This is a genomic window from Elioraea rosea, from assembly GCF_007644105.1.
GTDB lineage: Bacteria > Pseudomonadota > Alphaproteobacteria > Acetobacterales > Acetobacteraceae > Elioraea_A > Elioraea_A rosea.
This window is the reverse complement of the sequence record NZ_VFAC01000027.1, coordinates 23,937-42,500: the sequence shown is the minus strand read 5'-3', so window position 1 is coordinate 42,500 and position 18,564 is coordinate 23,937. Positions and strand designations below refer to the sequence as shown.

The window sequence follows — 18,564 nt, the reverse complement described above, 5'->3', positions numbered from 1 at the left end:
GCCTTCGCGTCCTCGCCCACCTCGAGCGTCACCTTGCGGTCCGCGAGCAGGGCCTTCAGGCGCTCGAGCTGGATCTCGACGATCGCTCCCATCTCGCCGCGGCCGAGGCGGCGGAACAGGATGATCTCGTCGAGCCGGTTCAGGAACTCGGGCCGGAACCGCCCGCGCACCACCGCCATCACCTGGCCGCGCACGAGGTCGACATCCTCGTCCTCGCGCTGGGCGGCGAGGATCTCGCTGCCGAGGTTCGAGGTGAGCACGATGATGGTGTTGCGGAAGTCCACCGTCCGCCCCTGCCCGTCCGTCAGGCGGCCGTCGTCGAGCACCTGGAGAAGAACGTTGAAGACGTCCTCGTGCGCCTTCTCCACCTCGTCGAACAGGATCACCTGGTAGGGCCGGCGGCGGACGGCTTCGGTGAGCGCACCGCCCTCCTCGTAGCCGACATAGCCCGGAGGCGCACCGATGAGCCGCGAGACGGCGTGCTTCTCCATGTACTCGGACATGTCGATGCGCACCATCGCGCGCTCGTCGTCGAACAGGAAGCCGGCGAGCGCCTTGCAGAGCTCGGTCTTGCCGACGCCCGTGGGGCCGAGGAAGAGGAACGAGCCGATCGGACGGTTCGGGTCCTGCAGCCCGGCGCGGGCGCGGCGCACGGCATTGGCCACCGCCTTCAGCGCATCCTCCTGGCCGACGACGCGGCGGCGGAGATTGTCCTCCATCGCGAGAAGCTTCGCCCGCTCGCCCTCGAGCATCTTGTCGACGGGAATGCCGGTCCAGCGGCTGACGACGTGGGCGATCTGCTCCTCCGTCACGGCCTCGTTCACGAGGCTGCCCTGCGAGCCGGCGTCCGCGATCTTCTTCTCGAGCTCGGGGATGACGCCGTAGCGGAGCTCGGAGGCGCGTCCGAGGTCGCCCTGGCGCTGCGCCACCTCGGCATCGGCCCTGGCGCGGTCAAGCTTCTCCTTCAGCGTCTGCGTCTCGGCGACGCGCGACTTCTCGGCCTGCCACTCGGCCGTCATCGCGTCGGACTTCTCCTCGAGCTCCGCGATCTCGCGCTCGAGCCGTGCGAGTCGCTCCTTGGAGGCGGCATCCTCCTCGCGCTTCAGCGCCTCGCGCTCGATCTTGAGCTGGATGAGGCGCCGGTCGAGCTCGTCGAGCTCCTCGGGCTTGCTGTCGACCTGCATGCGAAGCCGGCTCGAGGCCTCGTCGACGAGGTCGATCGCCTTGTCGGGAAGGAAGCGGTCGGTGATGTAGCGGTTGGAGAGCGTCGCGGCCGCGACGAGCGCGGCGTCGGCGATTCGCACGCCGTGGTGCAGCTCGTACTTCTCGCGCAGCCCACGCAGGATCGAGATCGTGTCCTCGACCGAAGGCTCGGAGACGAACACGGGCTGGAAGCGACGGGCCAGTGCGGCGTCCTTCTCGACGTGCTTGCGGTACTCGTCGAGCGTCGTGGCACCAATGCAGTGAAGCTCGCCGCGCGCGAGCGCCGGCTTCAGCAGGTTGGACGCATCCATCGCGCCTTCCGCCTTGCCCGCGCCGACGAGCGTGTGCATCTCGTCGATGAACAGGATCACCTCGCCGGCGGCCTGCTCCATCTCGGACAGCACCGCCTTCAGCCTCTCCTCGAATTCGCCGCGGAACTTCGCGCCTGCGACGAGCGCGCCGAGGTCCAGCGCGAGCACGCGCTTGCCCTTCAGCGCCTCGGGCACATCGCCGTTGACGATGCGAAGAGCGAGGCCCTCGACGATCGCCGTCTTGCCGACGCCAGGCTCGCCGATCAGCACGGGATTGTTCTTCGTGCGCCGCGCGAGAACCTGGATGGCGCGGCGGATCTCCTCGTCGCGGCCGATCACAGGGTCGAGCTTGCCCTCGCGGGCGATCTCGGTGATGTCGCGGGCGTATTTCGACAGTGCGTCGAATGTGTCCTCCGCGCCCTGGCTCGTCACCTTGCGGCCCTTGCGGATTTCCGCCACCGCGCGGTCGAGCGCCTGGGCGGTCACGCCCGCCTGGCGAAGCGCGGAGCCGGCCGCCCCCTCGGCATTGGCGATCGCGACGAGCAGACGATCCTGCGCGACGTACTCGTCGCCCGCCTTCTGCGCCGCCTGCTGCGCGGCGTCGAGCACGCGCACGAGCTCCGGGCTCAGCATCGGCTGGCCGGCGCCGGAGCCCGAGACCTTCGGCAGCTTCGCCACCGCCTGGTCGGCAGCGGCGCGGACGCGCGCAGGGTCTCCCCCCGCGGCGCGGATCAGCCCGGCGGCTGCACCTTCGCTGTCGTCGAGCAGCGCCTTGAGCAGGTGCTCAGGCAGCAGCCGCTGGTGGTATTCGCGGATGGCGATGGTGCTGGCGGCCTGGATGAAGCCGCGGGCCCGTTCGGTGAACTTCTCGATGTCCATTCATGTCCCTCCTTGAGGCGACGGATCGACGGGGCGCCCCCGAAGGCTGCGTCCTGCCGGCACCGCGCGAGAGGCCTCGAGCGTTGCGCATCTCACATGGGAAACGCTTTGATGGGGCTCAAGGTCTTGGAAGGGGTGCCGCGTGCTCGTCGAACACATCTACCGCTATCCGGTGAAGGGCCTCTCTGCCGAGAGCCTCGGCGAGGTGCATCTCGACCCGGGCGAGCCGTTGCCGGGAGACAGGAGGTTCGCGCTCGCGCAGGGCGATGCGCCGTTCGACGAGGCCGCCCCCACCTGGCTGCAGAAGCAGCACTTCGCGATGCTGATGAAGAACGAGCGCCTCGCGGCGCTGCATGCAGCTTGGGACGACAGGCGCGAGGTGCTGGTGATCCGCCCGCCCGACGGCCAGGCCCTCACGGCAAGCACCGCCACCGCCGAGGGCCGGGGGGAGATCGCCGCCTGGCTCACACGCTATCTCGGCGAGGAGGCCCGCGGCCGGCCGCGATTCGTCACCTCTCCCGGCCATAGCTTCAGCGACCACAGGAACAAGGTCGTCTCGCTGATCAATCTCGCCTCGCTCGCAGCACTCGAGAAGGAAATGGGCCGAAGCCTCGACAAGCTGCGATTCCGGGCGAACATCTACTTCAGCGGGCTCGCCCCGTGGGCGGAGTTCGACTGGATGGGCCGCAGCATCGAGCTCGGCGGCGCAACCCTGACCATCACCAAACGCATTCCTCGATGCCCGGCGACGGAGGTGAACCCCGTCACCGCGAAGCGGGACTGCGACCCCGTGGCGGGACTGCGCGAGGCCTTCGACCACCCGGACCTAGGCGTCTATGGCCGGGTTGAGGAAGGGGGCCGGGTCGCGGTCGGCGACACCATCGTCTTGCGTGAGGCGGAAGCTTGATCCTCCGCCCCCTCGGGCCGGAGGACCATGACTGGGTGCTCGCGCTCAATGCCGCGCACGAGGTTGAAACAGGGCCGCTCGACAGAGCGGCGCTCGAGGCGGGCCTCGCCCGGGTCTTCCATGCCGCGGTGGCCGAGTCGCGGTCAGGCTTCCTGCTCGCCTACGGCCCCGGCGCGCGGCTCGCCAGCCCGAATTTCCGCTGGTTCGCGGATCGGATGAACGATTTCGTCTACGTCGACCGGGTCATCGTGGATGCAGCGAGCCGGGGCCGGGGCGTGGCGCGTGCACTCTATAAGGATGTGGCTGACGCGGCCCGCCGGGCAGGTTACCGGGCAGTGGTGGCGGAAGTGAACATCGAGCCGCCCAATCCGGGCTCGCTCGCCTTCCATGACCGGGAGGGGTTCGCCACGGTCGGCGAGGCCTTCCTCGCCGACAGGGGCAAACGCGTCCGCTATCTCCGGTTGGATCTCGGCTGAGCGGCCAGGCTCAGTCGGCGCTCGGCTGGAGCTTCGGCTGCTCGCCCTCGCCGGCGGGCAGCGATGCCTCGGTCGCGTGGCCGTTCATCGCCTGCTCGACCGCTGCGTCCACGGGGTCGATCCCCTCGCCCTCGTAGCCGCGCCGCTGGCCGCCATTGCCGTTCGGCTGGCCCTGCTGCGGCTGGCCCGGGCCCTGCGTCTGCTGCTGCATGGCGTTGAGGATGCGGAAGTAGTGCTCGGCGTGCTGGAAGTAGCTTTCCGCCATCACCCTGTCGCCCGCCGACGTGGCGTCGCGGCCGAGCTGGAGGTACTTCTCGAAAAGCTGCTGCGAGGTGCCTCGGAGCCGCACGTCGGGGCCGTTGCTGTCGAACACATGGTTCCGGTTCATCGGCATGTTTCGATGCTGATGCCGGGGAGCCTGGTGATGGCCGCGTCCGCGCATGCGCTTGAGGTTCATGTCTGTGTGTCTGCCGTTGTTGTCGCAGCGTCGCTTGCCGGGTCGCCGGCATCGGGCGGAAGCTCCCAGCCCGAGGCCCTGCCCTTCCTCGTCCCGGTCGCTGCGCCATGGCGCCTCGCCTGGTCCTGTTCTTTGAGGATGGGTCGCAACCCGAGGCACCCTAGTGCGCGGCGGTGGCCCCGCCAACCCGTTTTTTGCGCAAGGGTGGAGTCACGCAGGTCGCAGGGCGAACGCGCGCGGAACACCGCCCAAATCCTGCCGTAATTCGACCCCGACGAGCCCAGCCTCGCGCGCCAGCGCCGCCACCGACTCCGCCTGCCCGAAGCCGAGCTCGAGCACCGCGATGCCGCCGGGCGCAAGCAGGCGGCGCAGGTCGGGAAGGATGGCGCGATAGGCATCAAGCCCGTCCTCGCCTCCATCGAGCGCGCCACGGGGTTCGTGCCTTGCCACCTCGGGCTCGAGCGTGGCGATCGTTGCCTGGTCAATATAGGGCGGGTTGCTGACGACGATGTCGAACCCGCCCGCGATCGCGCGGGCCCAGTTGCCGCGCACGAAGCCTGCGCGCGCAGCGACGCCGCACGCCTCGGCGTTGCGGCGTGCAACGGCGAGCGCGGCGGCGCTCCGGTCGAGCCCGACGCCATACGCACGTGGCAGTTCCGAAAGCAGCGCGAGAAGGATCGCGCCGGAGCCGGTGCCAAGGTCAAGCACGCGGTGCACGGCGCACCTGTCCCGCACATGATCGAGCGCGCAGGCGACGATCGTCTCGGTATCGGGGCGCGGGATCAGCACGTCTGGCGTGACGGCAAGATCGAGCGTCCAGAAGCCCCGCGTTCCGGTCAGATGCGCGGACGGCTCGCGCGCGGCACGGCGCGCGACGAGGGCGCGGAACCGGGCAGCATCCGCAGCCGATACCGCACGATGGGCCTCAAGCGGCAGAGCGAGCGGCTTGCGCCCGAGAACATGGCCGAGCAGGAGCCGCGCCTCGACGCGTGCCTCCTCGATACCGGCCGCTCGGAACGCCGCGCCCGCCTCGCAGAGAAGCGCGCCGATCGTCTCGGTCCCGTTCATCCCTCTGCGGCGAGCAGCTCCGCCTGCTGCTCCGCAGTGAGCGCATCGATCAGCTCTTCTAGCTCGCCCGCGAGCACGCGGTCGATCTTGTGCAGCGTGAGCCCAATGCGGTGGTCGGTCACCCGCCCCTGGGGAACGTTGTAGGTGCGGATGCGCTCGGAACGGTCGCCGGTGCCGACCTGCGACCGCCGCATGTCGGACCGTGCGGAAGCCTTTGCCTCGCGCTCGCGCTCATAGAGCCGCGCGCGCAGGATCTTCATCGCCCTCGCGCGGTTCTTGTGCTGGCTCTTCTCGTCCTGGCATTGCACGACGATTCCGGTGGGCAGGTGCGTGATGCGCACCGCGCTCTCCGTCTTGTTCACATGCTGGCCGCCCGCACCGGATGCGCGGAACACATCGACGCGGAGATCGGCCTCGTTCACGGCGACGTCGACCTCCTCGGCCTCGGGCAGCACGGCGACCGTTGCGGTAGAGGTATGGATCCTCCCCTGCGCCTCCGTGGCCGGCACGCGCTGCACGCGGTGCACGCCGCTTTCGAACTTCAGCCGCGCGAACACGTTCTGCCCCGCGATGCCGGCCACCGCTTCGCGATAGCCGCCGAGATCGTTCTCGGAGAGCTCGAGAACCTCGAAGCGCCAGCCGCGCCCCTCGGCGTAGCGCCGATACATCTCGAACAGGTCGGCGGCGAAAAGCGCGGCCTCGTCCCCGCCCGCGCCGGCGCGCACTTCGAGGATGGCGTTGCGCTCGTCCGCCTCGTCCTTCGGCAGCAGCGCGATTCGCACCGCGCGCGACAGCGCCTCGACCGTTTCGGCGAGCGCGCGGGCCTCGTCCTCCGCCATCGCGCGCAGCTCGGGCTCGGTATCAGCGCCGTCGCGCAGCGCCTCTGCCTCGGCGAGCTCGCGCTCAGCCCGCCGCAGCGCGGCGATCTGGTCGGCCAACTCGGCAATCGAGGCCTGCTCGCGCGTCGCCGCGACATAGGCCGGGCCATCGAGGCCCGATTGCAGCATTGCCTCGAGCTCCTGCGCGCGCATCAGCACGCGGTCGAGCCGCGCGGCGAAGCCTGGCGAGAAGGCGGCGTTCATCCCCCCAACCGCGCGGCGAGCGCCTCGAGCGGCACCGCCTCCTGCGCGCCCGAGCGGAGGTCCTTCACCTGCGCGGTGCCTGCGGCGAGCTCGGCCTCTCCGAGAATGACGGCGGTCCGCGCGCCGGTCTTGTTCGCCCGTTCCATCCGCCGCTTGAGGTTGCCGCGGAATGCCATCTCGGCGCGCACCCCGGCGCGGCGAAGCGTCGTCATCACCGACAGCGCCACCTTCTCGGCCGCCTCGCCGACGGGGATGACGGCGACGGGCGACGGCGCGGGCGGCGCCTCGGCGAGAAGCATCGCAAGACGCTCGATGCCGGCGGCCCAACCGACGGACGGCGTCGGCGGTCCGCCCATCTCCTCGACAAGCCCGTCATACCGCCCGCCTGCCATCACGGTGCCCTGCGCGCCGAGCCGGTCGGTCACGAACTCGAAGGCGGTGTGGCTGTAGTAGTCGAGCCCGCGCACGATGCGCGGATTGACGCGGTGGGGAACGCCGAAGGCGTCGAGCGCTGCGAGCACCCCCTCCCAGTGCGCGCGTGCGGCATCGGTCAGGTGCGCGAAGATGTCGGGCGCGTCGGCGACGATCGCGCGGTCCTTCGCGTCCTTGCTGTCGAGTACGCGGAGGGGGTTGCGCGCGAGGCGCTCGCGGCTCTCCTCCGACAGCGACGCCTCATGCTGCCTCAGGAACGACACGAGCGCGGCACGGTAGGCGGCCCGGCTCTCGGCGTCGCCGAGCGTGTTGACCTCGAGCACCGTTCCCTCAGCGACGCCCAGGGCGGTGAGGATCTCGAAGCCGCAGGCGATCACCTCTGCATCGGCAAGCGGCTCGGCCGCGCCGAGCGTTTCGATACCGATCTGGTGGAACTGGCGGTACCTGCCCTTTTGCGGCCGCTCGTAGCGGAACATCGGGCCGGCGTAGAACACCTTCTGCGGCAGGCTCTGCGTCAGCCCGTTGGAGACGAGCGCGCGGCAGACGCCGGCGGTGTTCTCAGGCCGCAGCGTCACACTGTCCCCGCCCCTGTCCTCGAAGGAGTACATCTCCTTGGTGACGACGTCGGACGTATCGCCCAGCGTGCGGGAGAACACGCGCGTGTCCTCGAGCACCGGCGTCTCCCAGGCATCGAAGCCCCAGAGGTCGGCAACACGGCGGGCGGTCTCGATCACGTGGCGGTGGCGGCGGGCGTCCTCGCCGATGAGGTCGCGCATGCCGCGCACGGGCTGAAGTGCTGTCACGGGTCCACTGGTCCAATCGAACGGCGCATCGGATGCGCCAAGGGCAGCCTCGCGCGCTGCCTGTCAAGGGCGCAGGGCGGAGGGGCCTACTCGGCGGCCTTCGGAACCGCCGCCTTGGCCTTGAGCGCCGCCGCCTTGGCCTCGACGAGGGAGACGATGTGCTCGACCATCTCCTCGGTGCCGATCGTATGGTCCGTCCGCCCCGCGGCGTAGACCATGTGGCGACCCGCGCCGCCCCCCGTCAGCCCGAGATCGGTCAGCAGCGCCTCGCCCGGGCCGTTCACGACGCAGCCGATGATGGAGAGCGAGATCGGCACCTGGATGTGCTCGAGCCGCTTCTCCAGCGCCTCGACGGTGCGGATCACGTCGAAGCCCTGCCTGGCGCAGGAGGGGCAGGAGATGATCTTCACGCCCCGGTGCCGCAGGTGAAGCCCCTTCAGGATCTCCCAGCCGACACGCACCTCCTCCTCGGGCTCGTCCGACAGGGAGACGCGGATCGTGTCGCCGATGCCCGCCCAGAGAAGCGAGCCGATGCCGATGGCCGACTTCACCGTGCCGGTCCGGCGCGAGCCGGCCTCGGTGATGCCGAGATGCAGCGGGTGGTCGCACGCCTCCGCGAGCTGCTGGTAGGCGGCGACGGCGAGGAAGACGTCGGAGGCCTTCACCGAGATCTTGAACTCGTGGAAATCGTGCTCCTGCAGGTGCGCCGCGTGCCAGAGCGCGCTTTCCACCAGCGCCTCGGGGTTTGGCTCGCCGTACTTCTCGAGCAGGTGCTTCTCGAGCGAGCCCGCGTTCACGCCGATGCGGATGGAGCAGCCATGGTCCCGTGCCGCGCGGATGACCTCCTTCACGCGCTCGGCCGAGCCGATATTGCCCGGGTTGATGCGAAGGCAGGCCGCACCCGCCTTGGCCGCCTCGATGGCGCGGCGGTAGTGGAAGTGGATGTCGGCGACGATCGGCACGCCCACCTCGGGCACGATCTTCGCGAGTGCCGCCGTGCTCTCCTCGTCCGGCACCGAGACCCGCACGATGTCGACGCCGGCGATCTCGGCGCGGCGGATCTGCGCGATCGTGGCCTCGACGTCCGTCGTCGGCGTGTTGGTCATGGTCTGCACGGAGATCGGCGCATCGCCGCCCACGGCGACGCCGCCGACATGGATCTGCCGGCTCTTGCGCCGCTCAATGTGCTGATAGGGGCGATACGACATCAGGCCATCCTCTCCCGTGCACGCGAAGAATGGCGCGGCGGCGCCGGTTTATCCAGCGCGGGACGGTGAAGGCCCCTCAGCGCGGCAGCGCGGCGACGGCCTGGCGGAGCGCCTCGGGCTCCAGTGGCAGGTCGCGTCGGACGACGCCCTGCTGCCCCAGCGTCGGCAGCGCGTCGCCGTCGAGCACCACCTCAAGGCCGCCGGCATTGCCTGTCGTCAGCAGGAGGCCCGAGCGCATCGGCACGCGATAGGTCTCGCCCGGGCGGAGGACGCGGTTGAACAGGACGGTGCCGCCGGAGCGCTCGCGCACCTGGATCCAGCTGTCCGCGCGGGCGCGGAGGACGACGCGGCTGTCGTCGCTTCCGCCGAAGCTCTGGGCGGGCGGAGGTGGCGGCTCGGCAGGCGGGGCCGCCGGGGCGGTAGCGACGGTCGCTGCGTTCGCGCTCGTGGGGTTCGGCGTGGCCGGCCGGGGTGGGAGAAGGCTCTCGGGCGTGACCGCGGGGCCGGTGGGCCAGGCCCCGGTGGGCGGCAGCATCACGCGCGGCGGTTCGGGCATCGGCGCCAGCGGGACGGTGGCCTGCTGCCCGGACGAAGCCTCGCCAAAGGAAGGCGCCACAACAGGAGCGGGCTGGGAGGGTGGCGCGGAGGGTGCGAGACCCGGCAGGGCGGCGACCGGGCCGGTCTGCGTCAGGGGTGCCGGTGCCTGCTGGGGGCTTGCTTGCGGGGCCGGCGCGGTGTCGATCCTCGCCAGGCGCTCAGGCAGAGGCGGCACGATGTCGGCCACACGCTGGCCCGTTCCGGAAAGGTAGTACCAGCCGCCATAGATGCCTGCGGCGAGGATGACGCCCACGACGATCAGCGCACCGGCGGGAATGCCCCGCTCCGGCACAGGGGCGGGAAAGGAGAGCTCGGGCCGGCGCGCTGCGGCATTGCCCGTCTCGTCGCGCCAGCGCCGGGCGATCTCCTCCTGGTCGAGGCCGAGCGCGGCGGCGTAGGTCTTGACGAAGCCGATCGCGTAGGCCGGCGCCGGCAGGGCCGAAACCCGGCCATCCTCGATCGCGTCGAGATAGGGCCTGCGGATGCGGAGAGCGACCGCCACGTCCTGGACCGACAGTCCATGACGCTGCCTCGCTGCCCTGAGCAGGCCACCGACCGCGGAGGGGCTGGCTGCCGGCATGGACATCGCCCCATCGGCCGCCACAGTCTTTCCGTCTTGCAACACCTGCCGATATCCCTGCAGCACGGCATGACACACGGGCGCCGGTTGTCCCCCTGCACCCCGCCCGACCTACAATCGTCTAGCGCGGGAGCGCAGGCACATTCCAGCCCTAACGTGCAGATGTTACGAAAATCGATAGAAGAAGTCCCAGCTAATTCGACTTCTGCTAGAGAGTGATCCCGTGATCTCGCGCCCAGGCCGCAATCTCTGTGCGCAGCGAGTGGCCTCCCGCTGCGGAACGACGCAGCCCAGCCAGGAAGCGCGAGAAGGCCGACAGATCCAGGCTGCGCACCATCGCCTTCACCGCAGGCACCGCCCCTGCCGGCATCGACACGGATCGGATGCCGACGCCGAGCACCGCAAGGGCCTCGAGCGGGCGTGACGCCGCCTCACCGCACAGGCTCACCGGTACACTCGCAGCCCGGCAGAGCGCGGCGACATGGGCGAGAAGGTCGAGCATCGGGGCGGACAGGAAGTCGTAGCGGCCGGCGACGCGGGCATTGCCCCGATCCGCTGCGAACAGGAACTGGGTCAGATCGTTCGAGCCGATCGAGAGGAAATCGGCCTCGTCGAGCAGGGCGGGCATCTGCCACACCAGCGCCGGCACCTCGAGCATGGCACCGGCAAGCACATGCTCGGGCGCACGCCCCGCGCGGCGGAGCGACGCCGTCTCTGCCCGCAGCATCGCCTTCGCAGCGCGGAACTCCTCGACGGTCGTGACCATCGGGAACATCACCCTGAGCGTCCTCGCCCCGGCGGCGGCGCGCAGCAGGGCGCGGAGTTGCCGCCGCAGCATGGCCGGCCGGTCGAGCCCGATGCGGAGCGACCGCCAGCCGAGTGCCGGGTTCTCCTCCTCGCCATGCGGGAAGCCGGGAAGCAGCTTGTCGCCGCCGAGGTCGATCGTGCGGAACAGAACCGGCCGGCCGGCCGCGCCCTCGACGACGCGGGCATAGAACTGCTCCTCCGCCTCGGCATCGGGCAGCCCGCCACGGGCGAGCCAGGCGATCTCGGTGCGGAACAGGCCGATCCCGTCGGCGCCGGAGCCTGCGAGATGGCCGACATCGGCAAGCAGCCCGGCATTCATCATCACGCTGATGCGCACGCCGTCGCGGGTGAGGGGAGGAAGCAGCGCGCTCTCGGCCAGCACCGCGCGGCGGACGGCGCGCGCGCTGATCGCCGCCTCGTAGCCGTACACGATCTCGCTGTCTGGGCGGAGAATCAGCCGCCCCTCCTCTGCATCGAGCACAGCCGCCTCGCCCGCCTCCGCCGCATCGACGGCGCCGCGGCCCCCGGCTAGCAGCGGCACCTCGAGGGCGCGCGCGATGATCGTCGCATGCGCGGTCGGGCTCCCCTCCTCGAGCAGGAGCCCGGCGAGGCCGCGCGCGTGGTAGTCGAGGAGCTCGGCCGGGCCGAGGCGGCGCGCGAGAAGGATGAAGCCGGGTGCCGCGCCTTCGGCCTGCACCCGGCCGGCGAGATGGTCGAGCAGCCTGCCCCCCGCATCCTCGAGATCGGCGAGCCGCTCGCGGAGATAGGCGTCGCTCACGCGGCGCATCCGCGCGCGCAGTTCGCCGAGCTCGCGCTCCACCGCCGCTTCCGCCGTCAGCCCGGCGATGACGGAGTCGCGGATGCGCGCGAGCCAGCCGGCATCGGCGGCGATCAGCCGGTAGGCCTCGAGCACGTCGCGCGTCTCGGCCGAGGCGGAGCCGCGGCCGATCCCCTTGGTCACCAGGGCATCGAGCCCGGCATGCATCTCGGCGATCGCAGCTTCGAGCCGGTCACGCTCGCGGGCGGGGTCGTCGGCGAGCACGGTCGCTTGAGCGGGCCGCGCGCCATGGCAGAGCACCGGTCCAAGCACGATTCCCGGCGTCAGCCCCACCCCCTCGAAGACCCGCGGCAGGGTGACGTTGAGCGCCCGTGGCCGCTCGCCCTGTTCGGACCCGCCGGACCGCGAGAGGCCTACGACGAGCTCGGCGAGAAGCATCGCGAGGGTCTCGAGCGCCTCGGCCTCGTCCTCGTGGTAGAGCCGCACGTCGCGGTTCTGCACGGCGATGACGCCGAGCACCTGGCCGCCGCGCAGGACCGGCACGGCGAGCATGGAGGCGAAGGCCTCCTCGCCCGTCTCGGCGCGATAGGCGAAGGCGGGGTGGTTCTGCGCATCGGGAAGGTTCAGGGCCTGGCCGCTCGCCGCGACCGTGCCGACAATGCCTTCGCCCACCCGAAGCCGGGTGCGGTGCACGGCATCCTGCCGAAGCCCCTCGGTCGCGAAGAGCTCGAGGATCTCGCCTGGCCGCATGACGTAGATCGAGCAGACCTCCGCGGCCAGTTCCGCTGCCACGATGCGGACGATCGCGGAGAAGCGGGCCTGCGGCGTCTCCGCCTCGGCCATGACCACGCGCAGGCGGCCAAGCAGTCTTCGCGGCGCTGCCCGGTCGCTGCCGGCGGCCACGACGTGGCCGTCAGTCGGCGGCCGCGGCGGCCGCCTCGGCGCCGCGGCCGGCGATCGCCGCGACGGCCTGCTCCACGAGCTCGGCGATGATCTCCGCCGTCGGCTGCTCGCGCGTGACGAGGCCGACGCTCTGGCCGGCCATCACCGAGCCCTGCTCGATGTCACCCTCGATCACCGCGCGGCGGAGCGCACCGGCCCAGAAATGCTCTATGTCGAGCTGCGCGGCCTCCTTGGTGAGCTCGCCTTCTGTGAAGCGTCGCACCACCTCGGCCTGGTGCTCCATGAACCGATCCGTTCCCTGATTGACCAGGGCGCGCACGGGGATGACGGGGAAGCGCGGGTCGAGCTGCACCGTCGGCAGGGCATCGCGCGCCGAGGCGCGGATGAAGGCCTGCTTGAACCGCGCATGGGCGATCGATTCGGTGGCGCACACGAAGCGGGTGCCAAGCTGCACGCCCGCCGCGCCCATCTCGAGATAGGAGAGGATCGCCTCGCCCCGGCCGATGCCGCCCGCGACGAACACCGGAACGTCACGCAGATGCGGCAGCACCTCCTGCGCGAGCACGGTGAGGCTGACCGGTCCGATATGCCCCCCCGCCTCCGAGCCTTCGATGACGATCGCGTCCGCGCCGGAGCGGACGAGCTTCTTGCCGAGCGAGAGCGCGGGCGTGAAGCAGATCAGCTTCGCCCCGCCATCCTTCACCCGCCTGATCGCCGTGCCGGGGGGAAGGCCGCCGGCCAGAACGATGTGCCCGACCTTGTGGGCGAGGCAGACATCGATCAGCGCCTCGAGCTCGGGATGCATGGTGATCAGGTTCACGCCGAAGGGCTTCGCGGTCAGCGCCTTCGTGCCCGCGATCTCGGCGTCAAGCAGGCCCGGGCCCATCGAGCCGCAGGCGATCACGCCGAAGCCGCCGGCGTTGGAAATGGCAGAGACGAGATGCCGCTCGCTCACCCAGCTCATCGCCCCGCCCATGATGGCGACCTCCGAGCCGAGAAACTCCGTTCCCCGCCGCCAGAGCGCGTCGAGCCTCGCCCTCGCCTCCGCACGGTCCATCAGGATGCGTCCAGCCCGTAGGCGGCGTGCAGGGCGCGCACGGCGAGCTCGGTCGCATCCTCGCGGATCAGCACCGAGATCTTGATCTCGGAGGTGGTGATCACCTCGATGTTGATGCCCCTGCCCGCGAGGGCCTGGAACATGGTGTTGGCCACGCCCGCATGGCTTCGCATGCCGATGCCGACGACCGAGATCTTCGCCACCCCGGCATCGGCCGTGACCTCGGCGTAGCCGATCGCCTCCCGCTTGCCGCCGAGCGTGTCCATGGCGCGGGCAAGGTCGGCCTTGCCGACGGTGAAGGTCATGTCCGTCGTGCCCTCGGCCGAGACGTTCTGCACGATCATGTCGACATTCACATGCGCCTCGGCCAGCGAGCCGAACACGGCCGCGGCGACGCCGGGCCGGTCGGGCACGTGCCTGAGCGTGACCTTCGCCTCGTCGCGGGAATAGGCGATGCCGCTGACCAGTTCCTTTTCCACGATCTCGTCCTCGTCCACCACGAGCGTGCCGGGCTTGTCCTCGAAGGAGGATAGCACCTGCACGCGCACACGTTCCTTCATCGCAAGCTCGACCGAGCGGGTCTGCAGCACCTTCGCGCCAAGGCTCGCCATCTCCAGCATCTCCTCATAGGCGATGCGGTCGAGCTTGCGGGCCTTGGGCACGATGCGCGGGTCGGTCGTGTAGACGCCATCGACATCGGTGAAGATGTCGCAGCGGTCGGCCTCGAGCGCCGCGGCAAGCGCGACGGCCGACAGGTCGGACCCGCCGCGCCCGAGCGTCGTCACCCTGTTGTCCGGCCCGAGGCCCTGGAACCCGCACACCACGGGCACCTGACCCGCCTGCATGCGCTGGATCAGTTCCGCGCCCTCGATGCGCTCGACGCGTGCCTTGCCGTGGGCGCCGTCGGTCATCACCGGGATCTGCCAGCCCTGCCAGGAACGGGCATCGACGCCGAGGGTCTGCAGCGCGATCGCCGTCAGCCCCGAGGTGACCTCCTCGCCGGTCGCCACCACCGCGTCGTACTCGCGGGCGTCGTGCAGGGGCGAGAGCGCCTGGCACCAGGCGACGAGCTGGTTCGTCACGCCTGCCATGGCCGAGACGACCACCGCGACCTCGTGGCCGGCCTCGACCTCGCGCTTCACGCGGGAGGCGACGTTGCGGATACGGTCGAGGTCGGCGACGGAGGTGCCGCCGAACTTCATCACGAGACGGGCCATCGGGGATCACCGGATGCGGATGGCGCTGTTGCCTGCGCCCAACGCGGCGACAGATAAAGGGCGGCGGTGGCGGCGGCAATGGGGTGGTGGGCGATGGCAGGTGCAGGCTCGACGGTCGAGGCGGGCGAGGTGGCCCGGTTCGACGCGCTCGCCGATCGGTGGTGGGACCCGTCGGGTCCGATGCGGCCGCTGCACCGGATGAACCCGCTGCGCACGGCCTGGACGATCACGTGCGCCGGGGAGGCGGGCATCCCCTGGCAGGGGGCAAGGCTTCTCGATGTAGGCTGCGGCGCGGGCCTCGCCTCGGAGGAGTTCGCCCGAAGGGGTGCAGCGGTCACCGGCATCGACGCCGCGCCGGAGGCGATTGCGGTGGCGAGGGCGCATGCCGCCGCATCCGGCCTCGCGATCGAGTACCGGGTCGCCCCACCCGAGACCCTGGCCGACGAGAGCCTCGCCTTCGACGTCGTTACCGCACTCGAGGTGATCGAGCACGTCGCGGACCGCGGCGCCTTCCTCGCCTCGCTCGCCACGCTGCTGCGCCCGGGCGGGCTGCTGGTGCTGTCGACCATCAACCGCACCCTCCGCTCCCTCGCCGTGGCGAAGATCGGGGCGGAGTACGTCGCACGGCTTCTGCCGCGCGGCACGCATGACTGGCGCCGCTTCGTCACCCCGGCCGAGCTCGGCCGGGAGCTTCGCGCGGCAGGATTCCGGCCGCTGAAGACGGCGGGGATGACGATGCGGCTTCCCTCCGGCGCCTGGGTCGAGAGCCGGGACCTCTCGGTGAATTACATCGCCGCATCCGTCCGGCTCTGATCCGGCCGCGACGCGTCTTCGCGCACCGGGCCGTGGCCGCGTCCGATCTGGACGCACGCAAGGATTGTGACTAGGCATTTCATCCTAGTTATAGGTATAGTATCTCCCGAGCGCCGCCCTGCAGCGGCATCCGGGTCGCGCGGCCGGCTCCCCCCGGCCGCCACCGCACCGCCGTCGCCCGAGGACAAGGCCGAGGACAAGGACAGCATGGCACGTCTCCCCATCGAACGGAACAAAAAGGGAACTCACGCCATGGGAGGCATCGTCGGCCTGGAGGACGTCTCCTCCTCCGCGCATCGGCTCGGCCAACGCACGGTCGCCCTTCTGCTCGTCTCCACGCTCGTTCCGCTTCTGCTGGCCATCGCCTCGATCGCCGATCTGCGCGATGCAGCGCTCAACGAATCCCGTTCGCGGCTGCAATCGGTGCTCGAGATCACCGCCCGGCACGCCGAGGCGGTACTCGACCTCAATGGCGAGATCGCACGCCTGCTCGCCCATGACCTCGCCGTCCGCGCCGGCGGCCCGGCGCTCGACGTGCGCGCCGCCGATGCTGGGCTCGCCGCGGAGATCTCCGCCATCGCCGTCCGACACGAGGCGGTGGCGGCGATCATCGTGACGGATGCAACCGGAACGGTCCTCGCCCATTCGGGCGGCGTGCCGGCGGAGAAGCTCCGCCTGATCGGGCTCGAGGCGGTCGCACGCGGGCTCGACACGACCGTGCCGAACCTCACGCGCCCCTACGTGAACCCCGTCACCGGCGCCCGGGAGTTCGCAGTCGTCCTCGGCATTGCGGGGACTGACGGGCCGGCGGGGGCCGTCTTCGTCACCACGCCGCTCGACTACATGGCGACGTTCTACGCCAACATCCGCCCCTTCCGCGATTTCACGGTCGACTGGGTGGATTTCGAGGGCTGGCTGGTCGGCCGCCAGGCCGGTGCCGCGGCGCGGGGGGCGGGCACCAATGTGCTGGCAAGCCAGGCGCGGGCGGCCGAGCCGATCGTCACGAAGACCGACCCGACATCCAGGCGCTACATGATGGTCCAGCGCCTTTCGCGGTGGCCGGTGGCGATCGTCGTCTCGGCCGACCGCACGGAGATGGCGGCGGCGAACGACGCGCTTGCCGGCGCGATCCTGCTGATCCTGCTTGCCGCATCGGGCGCCGTCTGGTGGCTCGCCCGGTCGCTCCGCAAGGGTGCGATCGCCCATGCCGCGCTCGTCGAGAGTCTCGGCGAGGCCGATGCCGCGCGGCGCAAGGCCGAGGACCAGCTGCACCATGCCCAGAAGCTCGAGAGCGTCGGCATGCTCACCGGCGGGGTGGTGCACGACTTCAACAATCTGCTCTCCGTGCTTCTCGGCTGCACAGAGACGCTGGCGCTCCGCTTCCGCGAGGACAAGCGGGCGCAGGAAACGACCGAGCTGATGCTGCGGACGATCGAGCGCGGCTCGAACCTGACCGGGCAGCTTCTCTCCTTCGCGCGCAAGCAGATGCTCTTCCCCGTGTCCTGCGATGTCGGCCGCCAGGTCGAGCGATGCCGGACGCTGCTTGCCAAGGCGGCAGGGGAGCAGAACGAGCTCGTGCTCGACCTCTCCCCCGCGGCGCTTCCGGTGCGGGTCGACCCGACGCATCTCGATGCCTGCCTGATCAACCTCGTCTCCAACGCGCGCGACGGCATGCAGCGCCAGGGGCGCATCGTCGTGCGCACCCGCCAGCGGGTCGTGACGGTTGCGGAATCGTCCGACGAGCTGCCTGCGGGCGAGTACGCGGTGATCGATGTCGAGGACAATGGCCGCGGCATGGGGCCGGAGGTGGTCTCCCGCGCCTTCGAGCCGTTCTTCACAACGAAGGAGCCTGGCCGCGGCACGGGCCTCGGCCTCTCTATGGTCTATGGCTTCGCGAGCCAGTCGGGCGGCTCGGCGCGGATCGAGAGCCGCATGGGGCGCGGCACGCGCGTCTCGGTGTTCCTGCCGATCTCGACCGAGCATGACGGCGAGCCCGCGCCGCTTCCCGAGGAGGCGCCGGAGCACATCGAGGCGCGCATCCTCCTCGTCGATGATGACGCCACCGTCCGCGCGGTGATGGCGGCGACCTTGCGCGACCTCGGCGCGCAGGTGGTCGAATGCGGCGATGCCCGTTCGGCCCGCGACCATCTCGCGACGGGCGGCTTCGACATCCTCGTGACCGACGTGGTGATGCCCGGGGACATGAACGGCCAGGAGCTTGCGCTCTGGGCCAAGCAGCAGCGGAAGTACCTTCCCGTGCTGATGATCTCGGGCTTCGTCGGCGGCGAGATGAACCCCGCGCTCACGCTGATGGACGAGATCTCTTTCCTCGCCAAGCCGATCACGCGCAGCCAGATGGCGCGCTCGATCGCCGGGCTGCTCGCCGCGGCGCGGCAGAAGGAGAGGAACTGACGCGGAGCGCGGCACCTCGCAGGGTGGCGGCCAAGCCTGACCGGCGCGGCCTGCGTCACCCTTCGGCGCGCTTCACCCAAGGGATGGTCTCGAAGCCGATCCCGTCTTCCTTCAGCGCCTCGGCCTCCTCGGCCGTCGCCTCGCCGTAGATGCCGCGCGCTTCGGCCTCGCCCTCGTGGATCTTCCGCGCCTCGTCGGCGAAGCGGGGGCCGACATAGTCGCAGTTCTTCTCCACCTCGGCCCGCAGGCGCTGCAGCATGGCGACCATCTGCGCTGGCATCGGGCCGGTTGCAGCCTTGGCCTCGGCCGGCTTCGGTGCGGGCTTGGACCGCCCCTTGGCCTTCGCCTCAGCACCGATGGCCGGCGCCATCAGCGCACGCTCCACCTTGGTCGAGCCGCAATGGGGGCATTCGACCAGGCCGCGCCTTGCCATCTTCTCGAAGGCGGCGCTGTCCTTGAACCATCCCTCGAAGCCGTGCTCGGCCTCGCAGCGGAGCGCGTAATGGATCATCTGTCCTCTCTCAGCGGCGCGTGCGGCAGTCTGCGCGCCTTGCATGACAGGATGATGGCGCGT

Annotated in this window: 15 protein-coding genes (1 of these 15 cut by a window edge); 4 read left to right on the top strand and 11 right to left on the bottom strand. The window is 70.6% G+C overall.

Annotation, left to right across the window (positions count from 1 at the left end):
* On the bottom strand, nt 1–2,393 hold the 5' portion of the coding sequence (clpB, locus tag FIF60_RS15500; RefSeq protein ID WP_144187003.1) for an ATP-dependent chaperone ClpB. It extends 190 nt beyond the left edge of the window; the window shows 2,393 of its 2,583 coding nt (coding positions 1–2,393); its start codon is at nt 2,391–2,393; its stop codon lies off the left edge, out of view.
* Between the two features lie 142 nt (nt 2,394–2,535).
* On the opposite strand from clpB, the gene FIF60_RS15495 reads away from it, so the two are divergent.
* Together FIF60_RS15495 and FIF60_RS15490 are read left to right on the top strand one after the other, a co-directional pair.
* Nucleotides 2,536–3,300, top strand: a complete 765-nt coding sequence (locus FIF60_RS15495; protein ID WP_144187002.1) for an MOSC domain-containing protein — start codon at nt 2,536–2,538, stop codon at nt 3,298–3,300.
* Between the two features lie 35 nt (nt 3,301–3,335).
* The gene (locus tag FIF60_RS15490) at nt 3,336–3,776 is read left to right on the top strand and encodes a GNAT family N-acetyltransferase (RefSeq protein WP_144187001.1); all 441 of its coding nucleotides are present in this window, start codon (nt 3,336–3,338) and stop codon (nt 3,774–3,776) included.
* Between the two features lie 10 nt (nt 3,777–3,786).
* Here the strand turns inward: FIF60_RS15490 and FIF60_RS15485 are convergent, their stop codons facing one another.
* The 9 genes from FIF60_RS15485 to FIF60_RS15445 all read right to left on the bottom strand — a co-directional run bounded on the left by FIF60_RS15485 (nt 3,787) and on the right by FIF60_RS15445 (nt 14,765).
* On the bottom strand, nt 3,787–4,170 hold the full coding sequence (locus tag FIF60_RS15485; protein ID WP_408869873.1) for a DUF4167 domain-containing protein: 384 nt from the start codon (nt 4,168–4,170) through the stop codon (nt 3,787–3,789).
* A gap of 273 nt (nt 4,171–4,443) precedes the next feature.
* A complete protein-coding gene (gene prmC / locus FIF60_RS15480) occupies nt 4,444–5,301 on the bottom strand; it encodes a peptide chain release factor N(5)-glutamine methyltransferase (protein WP_144187000.1) in 858 nt (285 codons plus the stop codon).
* Nucleotides 5,298–6,383, bottom strand: a complete 1,086-nt coding sequence (gene prfA, locus FIF60_RS15475) for a peptide chain release factor 1 (protein WP_144186999.1) — start codon at nt 6,381–6,383, stop codon at nt 5,298–5,300. Before prfA ends, prmC begins: the two co-directional genes overlap by 4 nt.
* A complete protein-coding gene (gene hisS / locus FIF60_RS15470; protein WP_144186998.1) occupies nt 6,380–7,618 on the bottom strand; it encodes a histidine--tRNA ligase in 1,239 nt (412 codons plus the stop codon). Before hisS ends, prfA begins: the two co-directional genes overlap by 4 nt.
* Nucleotides 7,619–7,704: 86 nt before the next feature.
* Nucleotides 7,705–8,829 carry a flavodoxin-dependent (E)-4-hydroxy-3-methylbut-2-enyl-diphosphate synthase gene (gene ispG / locus FIF60_RS15465; RefSeq protein ID WP_144186997.1) on the bottom strand — a complete coding sequence of 375 codons (1,125 nt, stop codon included), beginning with the start codon at nt 8,827–8,829 and terminating at the stop codon, nt 7,705–7,707.
* Nucleotides 8,830–8,902: 73 nt separating this feature from the next.
* Nucleotides 8,903–10,003: a helix-turn-helix domain-containing protein gene (locus tag FIF60_RS15460; RefSeq protein WP_158639247.1), complete on the bottom strand. Its 1,101-nt coding sequence runs from the start codon at nt 10,001–10,003 to the stop codon at nt 8,903–8,905.
* A 208-nt stretch (nt 10,004–10,211) separates the two neighbouring features.
* Nucleotides 10,212–12,491 (bottom strand): phosphoenolpyruvate--protein phosphotransferase, encoded by a 2,280-nt coding sequence (ptsP, locus tag FIF60_RS15455; RefSeq protein ID WP_338032090.1) that lies wholly within the window; start codon nt 12,489–12,491, stop codon nt 10,212–10,214.
* A 10-nt stretch (nt 12,492–12,501) separates the two neighbouring features.
* Entirely contained in the window at nt 12,502–13,548 is a 1,047-nt protein-coding gene (locus FIF60_RS15450; protein WP_144186995.1) for an NAD(P)H-dependent flavin oxidoreductase, read from the bottom strand.
* Complete coding sequence (locus FIF60_RS15445; protein WP_144186994.1) at nt 13,548–14,765, bottom strand: aspartate kinase; 1,218 nt, start codon at nt 14,763–14,765, stop codon at nt 13,548–13,550. Before FIF60_RS15445 ends, FIF60_RS15450 begins: the two co-directional genes overlap by 1 nt.
* Before the next feature lie 93 nt (nt 14,766–14,858).
* Here FIF60_RS15445 and ubiG point away from each other — a divergent pair, with 93 nt between their 5' ends.
* Nucleotides 14,859–15,578 carry a bifunctional 2-polyprenyl-6-hydroxyphenol methylase/3-demethylubiquinol 3-O-methyltransferase UbiG gene (ubiG, locus tag FIF60_RS15440; protein ID WP_239451653.1) on the top strand — a complete coding sequence of 240 codons (720 nt, stop codon included), beginning with the start codon at nt 14,859–14,861 and terminating at the stop codon, nt 15,576–15,578.
* A 252-nt stretch (nt 15,579–15,830) separates the two neighbouring features.
* On the top strand, nt 15,831–17,990 hold the full coding sequence (locus FIF60_RS15435; RefSeq protein ID WP_144186993.1) for an ATP-binding protein: 2,160 nt from the start codon (nt 15,831–15,833) through the stop codon (nt 17,988–17,990).
* A 55-nt stretch (nt 17,991–18,045) separates the two neighbouring features.
* Here the strand turns inward: FIF60_RS15435 and FIF60_RS15430 are convergent, their stop codons facing one another.
* The gene (locus tag FIF60_RS15430; RefSeq protein ID WP_144186992.1) at nt 18,046–18,501 is read right to left on the bottom strand and encodes a DUF1178 family protein; all 456 of its coding nucleotides are present in this window, start codon (nt 18,499–18,501) and stop codon (nt 18,046–18,048) included.
* Nucleotides 18,502–18,564: the final 63 nt, after the last annotated feature.

What these genes read in the sequence shown, in the direction of transcription:
- FIF60_RS15430 (WP_144186992.1), bottom strand. Translation starts at nt 18,501, where the DNA reads ATGATCCATTACGCGCTCCGCTGCGAGGCCGAGCACGGCTTCGAGGGA.
- ubiG (WP_239451653.1), top strand. Translation starts at nt 14,859, where the DNA reads ATGGCAGGTGCAGGCTCGACGGTCGAGGCGGGCGAGGTGGCCCGGTTC.
- FIF60_RS15445 (WP_144186994.1), bottom strand. Translation starts at nt 14,765, where the DNA reads ATGGCCCGTCTCGTGATGAAGTTCGGCGGCACCTCCGTCGCCGACCTC.
- FIF60_RS15435 (WP_144186993.1), top strand. Translation starts at nt 15,831, where the DNA reads ATGGGAGGCATCGTCGGCCTGGAGGACGTCTCCTCCTCCGCGCATCGG.
- prmC (WP_144187000.1), bottom strand. Translation starts at nt 5,301, where the DNA reads ATGAACGGGACCGAGACGATCGGCGCGCTTCTCTGCGAGGCGGGCGCG.
- FIF60_RS15485 (WP_408869873.1), bottom strand. Translation starts at nt 4,170, where the DNA reads ATGCCGATGAACCGGAACCATGTGTTCGACAGCAACGGCCCCGACGTG.
- FIF60_RS15450 (WP_144186995.1), bottom strand. Translation starts at nt 13,548, where the DNA reads ATGGACCGTGCGGAGGCGAGGGCGAGGCTCGACGCGCTCTGGCGGCGG.
- prfA (WP_144186999.1), bottom strand. Translation starts at nt 6,383, where the DNA reads ATGAACGCCGCCTTCTCGCCAGGCTTCGCCGCGCGGCTCGACCGCGTG.
- FIF60_RS15460 (WP_158639247.1), bottom strand. Translation starts at nt 10,003, where the DNA reads ATGCCGGCAGCCAGCCCCTCCGCGGTCGGTGGCCTGCTCAGGGCAGCG.